Source organism: Acinetobacter sp. PFS20 (assembly GCF_052261015.1).
Lineage (GTDB): Bacteria > Pseudomonadota > Gammaproteobacteria > Pseudomonadales > Moraxellaceae > Acinetobacter.
The window spans coordinates 2,278,357-2,291,601 of sequence record NZ_JBPVZE010000001.1; the positions used below are offsets into that span (position 1 = coordinate 2,278,357).

The following is a 13,245-nucleotide window of genomic DNA, read 5'->3' on the forward strand; positions in this document are numbered from 1 at the left end:
TCCATACTTAAAAGTAAACTAGGCCACTCCAAAAGAGTAATTAAAAAATTTTAAAGAGTGGCCTAACTAATTAATATGTTTCAATAATAAAAACGAATCTATCTACATGTGAATTTTACGATAGATCGATTTTACCTTTTCGGGGCTAATTGCCAGCATGTGAATCGCGCCGTGAATCATTCCTTCTAACAAATGAAAGTTTACTTGAATACCTGCATCCCACAGTTTTTGAGCATATCTTTCGCCATCATCCCGAACAGGATCATATTCACAAACAAAAATGGTTGCATTTGGCAGTCCATCCAAAGACTGAGCGAGTAACGGACTTACAAATTCATTCTGTTTTTCATTTTCATCCTGCCCATATTGATCCCAGCAATAATCCATGGTGGATGAGTCCAAACCATAACCTTCAGCGTATTGGCGATAAGAATTACTACTCATTGTTGCATCTAAAGCAGGGTAGAAAAGAAGTTGATGGCTCACCTTAATTTCTGGGTATTGTTTTGCCATTAGACATGTGGCCGCAGCTATGTTTGCGCCCGCACTATCTCCACCTACAGCAATACGGTTTGGATCAATTCCAAACAGTGAAGCATTTTCGCTGATATAACGGAATGCCGTAAAAAAATCATTCAAAGGTGTTGGGAACTTAAACTCTGGAGCCAATCGATAGTCCACAGAAAACACAACCAGTTGAGTGGATTCTGCTAATAACCGACACGAGCGGTCCCATGCATCTAAACTTCCCAGACACCAGCCTCCACCATGAGCAAAAACTAAAGCAGGCCGTTGCTCAGTATTTTCGAGTGAATAGGGAACATAAACACGCACTTCAATTTCGGCACCATCTGAAACCTCAACATTAAAACTTTGTTGATAGCTTGCATCATGCTGAATACCTTGCTGATCAATAATGTCTTTATTTACGTGTTCTCTTAACGCTTGTAACGAGTTTGCACCTTGTGGGGCTGGTTTAGATTTAAGCCAGCTTTCAATTTCAGCAAGTAGAGGCATCGCTTTTTTCCTGCTGCAAGAAATCTAAAATGAGTGAGCTAAATATTTCGGACTGTTCTTCCATAATGAAATGACCGCAGTCTTTGACAATCGCGCTGTTTAAATGCGATGAAACCTTTTTCATGGTTTCATAAGGCGCATTATCTGTGGCATGTTCAGCGCCTATGGCTAAAACTGGCATGTCTAAACTTTTAGTTTCTCTGATTTTATTTTGACGGATGGTTTCTGGAATAGAGCGGTAATAATTAAACCCAGCCGTTAAACGACCCGGAATTTTATAGGCTTCAATATAAGTTTCAGTCGCAACTTTATCTCTGTGCCATGACCATTTATCAAACATATAATTTAAATAAGTATCTTCACGGCCTGTAATTAAAGCTTCGGGTAGGTCTTGGGTCTGATTAAACATGAAATGCCAAAGAAAAATGTTTTCACTTGGTTCAACAAAAATAGGAGGTGCGGGGGCTAAACCGGGAATCACAGCCTCTGTGACCGCAAGACGAGTCACTGATTCAGGAAAATCAGATGCAAGGGCATAGGCAACCCACATGCCAATGTCGTGACCAACAACCGAATAAGTTGGATATTCAAGTTGAGTCATGAGCATCGATAAAATTTTGGCGATACGCCCCGTATCGTAACTTCCATCCAGTGGAGCTGAATTTCCTGTTCCGGGTAAATCAACAGCGATGGCTTGATAACCCTGTTTCGCCAGTTCAATCATGACTTTGTGCCATGCGTACCATGTTTGCGGCCAGCCTGGAATTAGTAATACCGCTGGACCTTCCCCTAAGGTCACATAGTGTAATTTTTTGCTTTCGATGTGAATGTAATGATGATCGAATGCGTTATGTGAGTTTTCATTGGATTGGTGAGTTTTCATGTTGAGTTCTCTTACGGTTCCTTAAATCCCTAATAACTGATTAATTTGAGTCTGATTTACAGGAGCCGCAGCAAAGTCATCAAAAACTTTATCGGTGACATGAATAATATTTTGCTTAATGAACTCGGCACCTTCGCGTGCGCCATCGTCCTTATTTTTGAGGCAACATTCCCACTCTAATGTGGCCCAGCCTTCGTAGTCGTAATGTGCTAACTTTGAAAAAATCGTTTTAAAGTCAACTTGACCATCACCCGTAGAACGGAATCGAGCCGCTCGATTTCCCCAGCTTTGATAGCCGCTATACATTCCTTGGCGGCCCGTTGGATTAAATTCGGCATCTTTAACATGAAACATGCGAATGAAATCTTTATAGATATCAAGATATTCCACATAGTTCAGTTGTTGCAAAACAAAATGGCTTGGGTCAAAAAGAATATGGCAACGTGGATGGTTGTGAGTCCGCTCTAAAAACATTTCAAATGTAATGCCATCATGCAAATCTTCACCGGGGTGAATTTCGTAGCAAAGGTTGACGTCTTGTTCATCACAAGCATTCAAAATCGGAAGCCAACGACGTGCTAATTCATCAAACGCCGTTTCGATGAGCCCTGACGGTCTTTGAGGAAATGGAAATACATAAGGCCATGCTAGCGAGCCTGAAAATGTCCCCATATCTTTAAGACCTAAGCGGGCAGATGCCTGAATTGAAGCGAGCATTTGTTGTTTTGCCCACTCGGTTCTAGCTACTGAATTACCATGCAAATGAGATGGGGCAAAGTTATCGCACATTGAGTCATAAGCAGGATGCACAGCCATTAACTGCCCAAAAATATGAGTCGTTAACTCACTAATTTTTAAGCCATGATTGCTTAAAGTACCTAAGATTTCATCGCAATAATCTTGGCTTTCTGCTGCCAAATTGACATCAAATAAACGCTTATCCCAAGCAGGGAGTTGTACAGCTTCAAAGCCTTGGTTTGCTACCCAAGCAGCAATATCTTCTAGACGGTTAAAAGGGAAAACATCATCACTAAATTGAGCAAGATGAATACTTGGACCTTTGATGGTTTTCATAATAAAACCTAATTAGTTGTCGATCGACAAACAATAGGCTTAATTTTTGATAAAAACAACTTTTTATTTGAAAATCAAAACAAAACGAGAGTATTTTGAATAAATCTCATTGATTTATTTGTGAAAATATTTTTTTCGAATAATAATGAAAAGACGTACTAAATTTGATGAAGGGTCATTATGGCTGGCAGACCAAGAGAGTTTGATCGAGAAGAAGCCCTCGTAAAAGCGAGAGATTTTTTCTGGCTTCACGGCTATGAAGGCACATCCATGTCAGATTTAGTTGAAGTTTTGGGGATTGCCTCAGCTCGAATTTATAAAGCGTTTGGCTCAAAAGAGGCCTTGTTTAGAGAGGCCATAAATCACTATGAAAAGAACGAAGGTAATTTCGCGCTAAACGCTTTAAAGCAAAAAAATATTAAGGATGCAATAAACCAATTATTTCAAGATGCGCTAGCGCTTTACACGCAAACCAACCATTCCTATGGGTGCATGGTCGTGTCGGCAGCGAGTGTGCTAGGCGAAGAAAATCAAGCTGTTTTAGACTGGATGAAAGCACAGCGTATTGCACGGGGCCAAAGTCTGGTTGAAAGATTTATTCAAGCAAAATCAGATGGTCAATTGGTTGCAGATGCAGACCCCGAAACGTTGGGTAAATACTACGCACTTGTTCTCCACGGGCTATCTGTTCAAGCAAGAGATGGATATTCCAAAGAAGAGCTTTCTCAAGTGATTCATTTTGCATTAAAAAATCTAGAGCAATATGTTGTAAGTGTTTAATCAATTGATGTTTCAAGCAAAGTCTTAAGAGATTTTTTTTATGATTAATAGCTCTAATCAAATTCACTCTTTAAATAAATTTGAATTAATCATGAGGGGTAAGCCAAGACTACTTAATAAACTCGTTCGAGAATTTGGTACATTCTTCATTTCTAAATTAATAAGCTCGATAAATTCTTTATTAAATTGTTTTCTAGGATATTTTTCTAAAATTTCCTTTTGAAAAGATAGGGGGAGTTTATATAGACCGTCGCTAATCACATCACAGGATGCACCTTGCTGCAATAGCGTAATTTCTGCTGGGTCAGAATGGTCTATATAGCCGTTCATATGTAAGCAGATAGCATCTTTAATAACTTCACTTTTTTTCTCATCGAAGCTATGTTCTTTAGCCTTTTGCTCAAATTGTTTAGCACTCTCATAGGTAAAACAGTGACAACCTTTAATATGAATATGTTGCTCAGTTAATCCAATATCATGAAAAAGTGAGGCTATTAAAAGTGACTCATCATCAAATTGCCGTTTTTGTATATTGCCTAAAGCAGCCCCCCAGAAATAAGTGCGCCATGAATGATTGTAGATAGATATATTTGTTTTAGCCTCTAGTTCATCAAGCGCGACTTTAACCATTTGAGTATCTGGTATTACGATCTGATCGATATCAAAATCATCCGAAGTTTTGAACCGAAAGTAATTTATTTTTAGAGAGGCCATAACACTTGGCAGCATAATTTTTTGAATTAACTTAATTTTGTCTTTGAAGCTGAGCTGACCATTGGTAGCTTGCATCCAGTGATACGAGCCAACTCTTTTATTTTTCATTATTAGATCTCATTTTAGAGTAATTACTCTAAAATATTGCCATAGATGTTTTTTTGCAAGCTTTCTCTTTTAAGACATCGATAGGGCTTTGATTGATAGGCATTTTATAAACCCCAATTTAACAATAAATTTTAATTATTTATCCTTGCTTTTTAATGATCTAATTTAAAACAAATGGCATTTTGTGTGCTTGACTGTAAAAAGGTTGGGCACTATCCTTTGCCTGCTGGCCTACATTGCCAGTCGGTTGTCGCAGACCGATTCACACCCGCATCAGGATTATTTCTCTGAGGAATATTTTTGTGCGCGCATCTCGTTCCCTCCCGTAGCGGTAGGACGGGAGAGGGACACCCTCGGGTGTGCTGGTTGTGTGACCAGTCTGCGAACCCTCTTTCGTTCTGCCACCATAATTCTAATGTTTTGGCAGAACTCCCAATAAAAAGGAGTTGGCTTTGCACATCCATTATTTCTTGGCAGCCTTTGCCAAAAGCTATAACGACACTACTTAAACTTTTAAAGCAGTTTGATCGCCGTAAGGTTTTCAGGCTTTAAATCATTTCGTCTAAAAACTTAACTAACAATAAAACTTGAGATGTGCCACGCACAGTCTTTACGGGCTTTGCTATGCCTTTTTTCTCCCAAAAAAGTATCTCAATTTGAAAAACAAGAATTTATAACGGTAAAAAGATGCCAAATTTAGCTCTCCCAACACGTGCCATACAAGTCATCAACAAGTCGATTGATTTATTTCACCATCACGGATTTCATACGATTGGAATCGACCGAATTGTGAAAGAGTCAAACATTCCGAAAGCGACTTTTTATAACTATTTTCATTCTAAAGAACGATTTATTGAAATCTGCTTAATTGTGCAAAAAGAACGTATAAAAGAAAAAGTAATTTCAATTGCTGAGCACGTAAACCACACGAACGTGATTGATCAATTAAAGAAACTTTATTTCTTACACACCGATTTAGAGGGGCCTTACTATTTATTATTTAAAGCCATTTTTGAAATAAAACTGACTTATCCCAAAGCCTATCAAACCGCAGTTAAGTACAGAACATGGCTCATCAATGAAATTTATAGCCAGCTTAGAACACTCACAACCGATGCCACTTTTCAGGATGCAAAGCTATTTTTATATCTGATTGAAGGCGCAATTATTCAGCTTTTAGGCTCGAATACGGCAATCGAGCAGGAGAGTATGGTGGATTGTTTTTTGTTCGGATTTTAATAATTTTTTTTGATTATTTAATAGCCTAAGTGTTGGAGCATGTTATGTCATTTTTAGACAAGATTAATGTCATTAATGCACAAGTCGGAACAATATAATTATGTTGAAATCAGATTTATCAAATAAGGTTGAAATGGGTGAGTAAGCCTAAAATGATCCAGCTAAATAAATTTTGAGCTGAGCTAAAAATAATCATCTTACTAAGTTTTTAATTATAAAAACATAAAGCTAAAAAGATGATTAATTATATTTAAAGGAAAGGATTCTATGTATATATCTAAACAAGGATGTATAGGTACACTCGTGCTTTTATATAGCATAAGTGCAAATGCAGAAGTTACCCTAAAAGACAATTTTAAGTTCACGGCAAATTTTATTGATTTAGCCATGTATAGCCAAGAAAGTGCGGTAGATGATAATTTTACTAACTCAGCAGGTTTATTTCTAAATACTGAAATTAAATTGGCGAATGAAAATTATGATTTAGGTGTTTTAAAAGCACAATATGTATTTAATGGTTTAAATGATGATGCACAGCTAAATACCTCAAACAACTGGTTTGGGGGAGTTGGAAGTTATGTCGGAGGAGCAATTGCTGCCAATGATTTGGCTTCATCCCAACTCAGTTTACTTACTTGGGATAAGTATTGGAATGATAAGACATTATATACTTCTGTTGGGCGTACTAACCTAAGAAGATATTTCCTCTATAACAACTGTCAAAATATTCTGTTATGTACTGACCCGATTAAAGGGGCAATGGGTTCATTGCCTACTAACTATGCGTATTGGGGCGGCTACACCAAATATAATTTTTCAGAAAATATCTACATGCATGCAGGAATTTTTGAAGTAAACACAGATGATTATGTTTATAAGAAGAAAGGATTAGATTTCTCCTTTCATCACCAACTAGGTTACACCCAAGTATATGGGGTGGGATATAAAGACAAAAATAGTAAAGCAGAGTTATTATATTTTTATAATAACTCTGAATATCGGAATGCATATACACAAGAAAAATATGATGGTACAGATGGTTTAAATTTTAGATTTAATCATGATTTTAGTAATCAGAATATTCCAACTGTATTTGGTGCTTACTCATATATTGATGAGAAAAACCAACCTTATAAAAACTATTGGGAACTTGGGCTAAGCTATAAAATTAATCAAGGTAAGAATCATTTAGGTGTGAAGTTTGGTCAGTCTCAGCTCAATGATGATTATGTTTTAATGACTCAAAAAATTAATGGTAATGATAATAAAACAACCTCTTTTCTTTCTTTAGATACCGATATTAATTACAAACGTTTAACTTTAAGCCCATTCGTACAATACATCTGGAACCCAGATAACTACTACCGTTCTACAGGAAAAACCTTCAATAGCAATGTGATTGTGGGTTTAGTCACTCAAATTAAGCTCTACTAAGGGAAAAAAGAGATGAAGATTACAAAAATGAGCCTGCTATTCACAGGTCTATTCGTCAGTAGTGTCGCTTGCGCTGAATATAGTTGTCAGCAGCTTGAACTAACAGACTGTCCAACCACAGTTGATAAAAAATTACCTGATCCACATGATATGTTGACATGGACACAACAACAAAGGGTGGTTGGCTTTCGAAATACCTTCCGTAGTTATGATGGCAGTGTTTTTCATCCTGATAAGAAAAACGTGCTTGAACTACCAAAATTAAAGAACAGTATAAAAAATAAGGATATTCATTATTCGGTAGACGGGAAAAACTATAATTTAAATGATTACTTAAAAAGCCAAAGTGTGGCAGGTCTAATAGTATTAAAAGATGGCAAAGTTGCTTATGAATACTACGGCCAAGGCAATAATAAGACAACTCTATGGACTTCTCGTTCAGTCGCAAAATCTATTGTGGCAACACTGATAGGAGTCGCTATTCAACAAGGTAAAATCAAATCAGTAGATGATCCAATCATTCAATATTTACCTGATTTGAAAGGAACTGCTTGGGAAAAAGTGTCATTAAAACAACTGTTACAACACACCTCAGGTGTTGAATGGAATGAAAACTATAAAGATCCAAATTCAGATTTTGCAAAAATGACCTATTGTGAAGCAGCTAAGGATCCAGATGCTTGTGTCTATAAAAATGTGAAAAATTTGAAATCTAAATATGAACCAGGAACGGTATGGTCATATAGCACGGGTGGTGCATATCTGGTGGGTAAAGTCTTAGAAGCTGCAACCCATGAAAATATTGCTAAATATCTCGAGGACAATGTCTGGAAACGGGTAGGTATGGAGCGAGAAGGTGTTTGGCAGTCGTATACCCGCAATCAAGTTGATATGGGTGGCCATGGGTTTAATGCAACTTTGCGTGATTACGCACGTTTCGGACAATTTATATTGAATGACGGGCGTGTTGCTAATGGCGACAAAATGCTACCTGAAGGTTGGACAGCGCAAGCAACTGAATGGAATCAGGCGAAAGGTTCGGTATCTGAAAACTATCCAAACGGGATATATGGTTTTCAATGGTGGAATTCACATGCCAAAAAAGGTTCACCATTAACGACTCAAAATTCTGATGCAACTTTCTGGGGACTGGGTATTTTTGGGCAGATGCTCGCTATTAACCCTAAAGACAAGATTGTAATGATGCAATGGAGTACATGGGAAACTGCAATGCCTTCTGCTCAACTTGATAATGAAAAAAGTTTATTTTTTAATGCGGTAACTCAGCATCTTACCCAGCAAAAATAAATGATTTTCTATGGATTAGACTGTCATTAAATTTTAACTTGATATTTAACAAAGGTAATTTTAGAATCCGCCCAACTAATTTTTAGGAGCTTCAATGTGAGTACTTGCTCGAGTGACGCTAGTCGATCGGTAATAGTCTAAGTATCCACTGAAGTCCTGACAGACCTCTTTTTGTGGATACAAGAAGAGGTTTTTTATTTTCATCTTTTCATTTCTATTATTAACCCATGATTTACTCATGACGGGTTGCAGTACTTGCATGTGCTCCATAACTTATGGGAGTGATGCCAGTGTTATTTACTTTAAAGAAACGCTCACTTATTTCTGGTTTATGTTTATTCGCCTTATCTAACGCTAGCCATAGTGGACGACCAATGGTTGTTGACGATGCGGCTCTTGTTTCTCCAAAAACCTGCCAACTTGAAACTTGGATGCAGCATAATTCTGACAGCAAAGAATATTGGGCGATGCCAGCTTGTAATTTTGGTGGAAATTTTGAATTGGCTGTAGGTGTGGGAAGAGTAAACGATGATACTGAGCACGTCAGTTATGCAACTTTTCAAGGTAAAACCTTATTAAAACCCTTAGAGACTAATGATTGGGGAATCGGTTTTTCTTTTGGAACTCAAATCAATACTAAAGATTCTTCAAAAAAAGATTGGACGGTTAATGTTCCATTAAGTGTTTCTATGTTGGATGATAAATTTTTAATCCATACCAATATTGGCTGGTTACGTGAAAATACTACCCATAAAAACCAGACCACATGGGGGATTGGTACCGAAATACAACTTGCCAATCCATTAACGCTAACTACCGAAGTATATGGTAATGACCGAAATAACGCCTTTTATCAAGCAGGTTTTAAATACATGATCTATAAGGATCTTGTGCAATTAAATGCAAGTTATGGCAATCAAATGTCTCATCACGATAATGCTTTTTTCTCTGTCGGATTTGTATTTCTAACAAAGCCATTTTTGCCTTAATAACTTAGAAATATCTCAAAGTTCCCTTTAAAAAAGTGCTCTTTTGAATATAAAAGAGCATAAATAAAATAAGTGTATATTTCATACAAGGAAAATTTCTCTCTCTTCTTTTGATTTCATCTAAAACATAAAGTAAAGTTCGTTCACAAGATATTAAATAAAATGAATGGCTTGTTATGAATATTATAAAAGGTACTAATTTTTGGAGATTACTTTCTATCATATTAGGTTTTATTATTTTTCTAGGATTGTATTATTTTTTTATTGTATATCCTAAGGATACAGAGCAAGCCAGAATAAGATTTTCAGAAGAGGTCATGGCTTCTTTTTTTTGGATGGACTTATCTGATGAAGTGGAAATAAACAGTATTATTTTAAAAGAAGGCCTAGAGTTAAATCCAATTAATGATGAGATATATATTAAAGATCTGAATGGATTAAGTTCATTTTACACTTGGAATGGTGACTCTAAAGAAATGAAAGATGTCTTAAATAAATATTCTGAGTATTCATATTTTGGTAATAAGGGCATTCGAGGATTATGCTTAAAGCTTATGTTTGTACAACGATATAATCAAAAAATTCAGCAAGAAAATTATTCTTCACCAAGGTTATCGGCATCAAAAAATATCAATCAACGTTATCTGGAAATTATATCTCCATGGTTAGGGGACATGAAGGCTTTTGATGAGTTTTATAAAGCTAAACACATGATTCCAAATTGTAAGATATAGACATGGCTTCTAAAAATTTTCTTTCTACGCTTGCACGGAAAAGTAAGGAGAACAAAGGAAATATAGTCTTATGCTCTATTCTTTTTATTATTCCTTTATTTGTATTTCCTGCTTATCCAAAAAATGAATGGCAGTACGAGCTATATCAATACATTACAAAAACTATGCATGTAACTGTTGGTACGAAAGGGCCATTACCGTTTTTTACGACTCTTTATAGCATTTACATAACCATAGTCATGTTCTTTTTAGGCTGTGCAGTATGCTATTTTTTTATTAAAGAACACGGGATTAACAAAGCTTATCAAGAAGAAATTTATAAATTCTTTTTTAAAGCCGAGTTTGAATCTTCAAAAAAATACCCTTGGTTAGAAAAGCCTCTAATTAAAAAGACTTTAGTCTCAAGTACATTTGCTATATGTTTGATTATCGGAATTTTTCATTTTATTGATGATGATATTTCTCAGCACAGACCTAGACGTAAAGGTGGACTTATAGCATTTAGTTATAATTACAGAGTGGGGGTGATGTTCTGGGAAATAGCAGTCAGCTTATTTAGTATTTTCCCGATTTTTTATTTTGGGCTTTTATTCTTATATATCATTAATTATTTTTTCCGCGGGTTAGGTACAGGTAAGGTGGCTATTCCTTTAGAAGTGCCAAGCAAAAAACAAAAGCGAAGTAGGAAGGTCTGATATTTTCTTTTTGAACTGATTAAACACATTTCACTAAATCTATCAATAACTGTGACAGATTCTAACTTTTTATAGCATGTAAATACGACTATCCTAATTGGACTTGAACACCTCCTTTTGAAGTGTTCCTCTTTTAGTTAGATTTTTAGGTATTTAAAAAATGAATAAAATGCATGTAACTGTAGCAATCATTATTGGTTTAATTGTTGGTGGTGTAATCGGTGCTCTAGGTTACTCTAAAACTGCTGCGCGTTATGACGCAATGACCACAGCCTGTGTTATGGTAAATCAAGCGGTTGAACACGGCATTTTGAAACCTGAACAAGTAAAAGAGCTTGGTGAGCTAACAGGTCAAAGCCTTAAAAAAGATTACGAGTCAGTTGCAGCTAAATTTAAATTTTCTGAAAAGCAATTAGGCAATGCATCTGAAGGTTCTAATTGTAGTCAGTTTATTGTTGGGGTGAATGCCGCAAAATAAGCTAGAGTAAGCCCACAAACTGTGGGCTTTTTTTATGAAGCTTATTTAAACAGCTACAAGTTCAACTGAACATATTGTCTACAGACTGCTATAATAATGATCAATTCAAAATCTAACTTAAGCTTGTTCTAAAGGCAGGCTTTTGTATGTGTAAACAGATCTGCTAGGAAATATGAAACGTTATTTAAAACCAACTCAATCAACAACTTCCACTTGGACCACAGAGCAAGACTGTTTCTTGATCGAAAATAACTTTCTTTCAATTCAGCAACTCATCGAACAATTACCTTTTTCTGAAGAAGAGATACGAGTGCGTCGTGCTGTTTTAGGGTTAGTTCGACGGGATAAGCAAATGAAAACATATTAATTTTACCAAACGATAAAAAATAATATGAAAGTAAATATTTCTAATTATCTCTATTCAACCATTCATTTTGCGGATGAGTTATCAAAACCATAAAATTTTTAGGTGTTTTTATGGTGCAATTTACATAAAGTTTGTATTACTTACAAACCGCTCTGATAAGTATACCTTTTATTACATTACTTTAAGCATAATTAAAGTTAGAAAACATTCATAGATCAGCACTTTATAACAATAGTACGGAGATAGAGGTTAATGCCAAAGTATTTAGCTGTAGCCGAAAAGGTTTATAAAAATATTAAAAAAGATAGCTTATTCACTGATGACATTACTCAGAACCTTAACTGTTTAATTAGTCAGATTCGAAAAGCTATCAAAGGAACGGAGTTTAAACTCAAATACAACTATATAGACTTTGAAGAAAACTTAACGAAACCGTCAAGTGAATGCAAGGTCCAGATTGATTTGAGTGTTATGCCGAAGTTCGTAAATGAAGGTGAGTATCTTCTTTGGTTAGCCGGTTTTATTGAGCGAATCACAGAAGGGGGAAAACCTAAATTACCGCCAATTTCACACTTTTTACCACCAGGTTTTAAGATGTCGAAAGATGCATTTCCTGTGACTGTTGCTCCTGTAAAAGAAGAGCATGCAGACATGATTATCAATTATTTTAAATCTGAGGATTTTATTAAAACTAATAAAACTCCTTCATAAAAGAATATAGAAGTGAACGTCCACCTTGCTTCTATATACTGCTGGTTTTAAAGTTCAGCGACCGCCTTCTGGGGCGGTTTTTTTTACTCCGAAATAAAGTCTGAATTAACTTTTCTTTTTTGAGTAAAAGTATATTTTCGAGAATATTAAATGTATGTAAATATAGTCAAGATTGACTAATTTTTATAGATAACAATATTTTAGCTTTATTCTTTCATAAAGAAAAATATACGCTTTTCACATAAGCCATGTGTCTATTAACGCAATTAAACATTTAGCTGTTCATAATCTTTAAAAAAAGAGAGCATGAACGATATGAATGAAAATGCAGAGCTTATAAAATATATAGACGTTGCTGAAAATGTCTATGAACGTGTCTATGAGAACAATCAAGTTTCAAATGATTTGATTATTAACCTGAACCGCATTATGGCGGAAATCAAAAAACAGGCCGAAGAAAAAGACCTGAGGTTGAAATATAAATCAATCGATTTTGAATATTGTTTGAGTTTACCTTTGGCAGATCGAGATATAAAAATTGACCTCAGTTTGATTCCTCACTTTGAACACCGTGATGAATGCATTTTATGGCTGACTAACTTTATTGGGAAAATAAGTGTGCCTAAAAAGATGACGAAACAGAAATTGAGCTTTCACTAAAATTTAGCTTTTAAAGAGATATATGAATCGCCACTAAAAGATTAACAACACCTA

General features: G+C 35.6%; 15 protein-coding genes. 11 read left to right on the forward strand and 4 right to left on the reverse strand.

Features of this window, described 5'->3' with window-relative positions:
* Positions 1-102: 102 nt before the first annotated feature.
* From ACS125_RS10760 to ACS125_RS10770, 3 genes are read right to left on the reverse strand one after another with little or no spacing between them, the layout of a single operon-like run.
* Positions 103-1,017 carry an alpha/beta hydrolase gene (locus ACS125_RS10760; RefSeq protein WP_443272021.1) on the reverse strand — a complete coding sequence of 305 codons (915 nt, stop codon included), beginning with the start codon at positions 1,015-1,017 and terminating at the stop codon, positions 103-105.
* The gene (locus ACS125_RS10765) at positions 1,001-1,900 is read right to left on the reverse strand and encodes an alpha/beta fold hydrolase (RefSeq protein ID WP_443272024.1); all 900 of its coding nucleotides are present in this window, start codon (positions 1,898-1,900) and stop codon (positions 1,001-1,003) included. Before ACS125_RS10765 ends, ACS125_RS10760 begins: the two co-directional genes overlap by 17 nt.
* A gap of 21 nt (positions 1,901-1,921) precedes the next feature.
* Positions 1,922-2,974, reverse strand: a complete 1,053-nt coding sequence (locus ACS125_RS10770; RefSeq protein ID WP_443272026.1) for a sugar phosphate isomerase/epimerase family protein — start codon at positions 2,972-2,974, stop codon at positions 1,922-1,924.
* Positions 2,975-3,154: 180 nt separating this feature from the next.
* Here ACS125_RS10770 and ACS125_RS10775 point away from each other — a divergent pair, with 180 nt between their 5' ends.
* Positions 3,155-3,754 (forward strand): TetR/AcrR family transcriptional regulator, encoded by a 600-nt coding sequence (locus ACS125_RS10775; protein WP_443272028.1) that lies wholly within the window; start codon positions 3,155-3,157, stop codon positions 3,752-3,754.
* 63 nt (positions 3,755-3,817) lie between these two features.
* Here the strand turns inward: ACS125_RS10775 and ACS125_RS10780 are convergent, their stop codons facing one another.
* Positions 3,818-4,576, reverse strand: coding sequence for an HD domain-containing protein (locus ACS125_RS10780; RefSeq protein WP_443272030.1), 759 nt, complete (start codon positions 4,574-4,576; stop codon positions 3,818-3,820).
* Positions 4,577-5,263: 687 nt separating this feature from the next.
* Here ACS125_RS10780 and ACS125_RS10785 point away from each other — a divergent pair.
* From ACS125_RS10785 to ACS125_RS10830, 10 genes are all read left to right on the forward strand, one after another.
* Entirely contained in the window at positions 5,264-5,815 is a 552-nt protein-coding gene (locus tag ACS125_RS10785; RefSeq protein ID WP_443272032.1) for a TetR/AcrR family transcriptional regulator, read from the forward strand.
* A 267-nt stretch (positions 5,816-6,082) separates the two neighbouring features.
* The gene (locus tag ACS125_RS10790) at positions 6,083-7,249 is read left to right on the forward strand and encodes a carbohydrate porin (protein WP_004793297.1); all 1,167 of its coding nucleotides are present in this window, start codon (positions 6,083-6,085) and stop codon (positions 7,247-7,249) included.
* 12 nt (positions 7,250-7,261) lie between these two features.
* Positions 7,262-8,557, forward strand: coding sequence for a serine hydrolase domain-containing protein (locus tag ACS125_RS10795; RefSeq protein WP_443272035.1), 1,296 nt, complete (start codon positions 7,262-7,264; stop codon positions 8,555-8,557).
* A 284-nt stretch (positions 8,558-8,841) separates the two neighbouring features.
* Positions 8,842-9,546, forward strand: coding sequence for a hypothetical protein (locus ACS125_RS10800; protein WP_034596275.1), 705 nt, complete (start codon positions 8,842-8,844; stop codon positions 9,544-9,546).
* Between the two features lie 176 nt (positions 9,547-9,722).
* A complete protein-coding gene (locus ACS125_RS10805) occupies positions 9,723-10,280 on the forward strand; it encodes a hypothetical protein (RefSeq protein ID WP_004793291.1) in 558 nt (185 codons plus the stop codon).
* 2 nt (positions 10,281-10,282) lie between these two features.
* A complete protein-coding gene (locus ACS125_RS10810; RefSeq protein WP_004793289.1) occupies positions 10,283-10,975 on the forward strand; it encodes a hypothetical protein in 693 nt (230 codons plus the stop codon).
* 160 nt (positions 10,976-11,135) lie between these two features.
* Positions 11,136-11,453: a hypothetical protein gene (locus tag ACS125_RS10815; protein WP_004793287.1), complete on the forward strand. Its 318-nt coding sequence runs from the start codon at positions 11,136-11,138 to the stop codon at positions 11,451-11,453.
* 172 nt (positions 11,454-11,625) lie between these two features.
* The gene (locus tag ACS125_RS10820) at positions 11,626-11,820 is read left to right on the forward strand and encodes a hypothetical protein (protein WP_004793285.1); all 195 of its coding nucleotides are present in this window, start codon (positions 11,626-11,628) and stop codon (positions 11,818-11,820) included.
* 252 nt (positions 11,821-12,072) lie between these two features.
* Entirely contained in the window at positions 12,073-12,531 is a 459-nt protein-coding gene (locus tag ACS125_RS10825; protein WP_004793283.1) for a hypothetical protein, read from the forward strand.
* Positions 12,532-12,846: 315 nt separating this feature from the next.
* Positions 12,847-13,191 carry a hypothetical protein gene (locus ACS125_RS10830; protein ID WP_004793281.1) on the forward strand — a complete coding sequence of 115 codons (345 nt, stop codon included), beginning with the start codon at positions 12,847-12,849 and terminating at the stop codon, positions 13,189-13,191.
* The last annotated feature ends 54 nt before the right edge of the window (positions 13,192-13,245 follow it).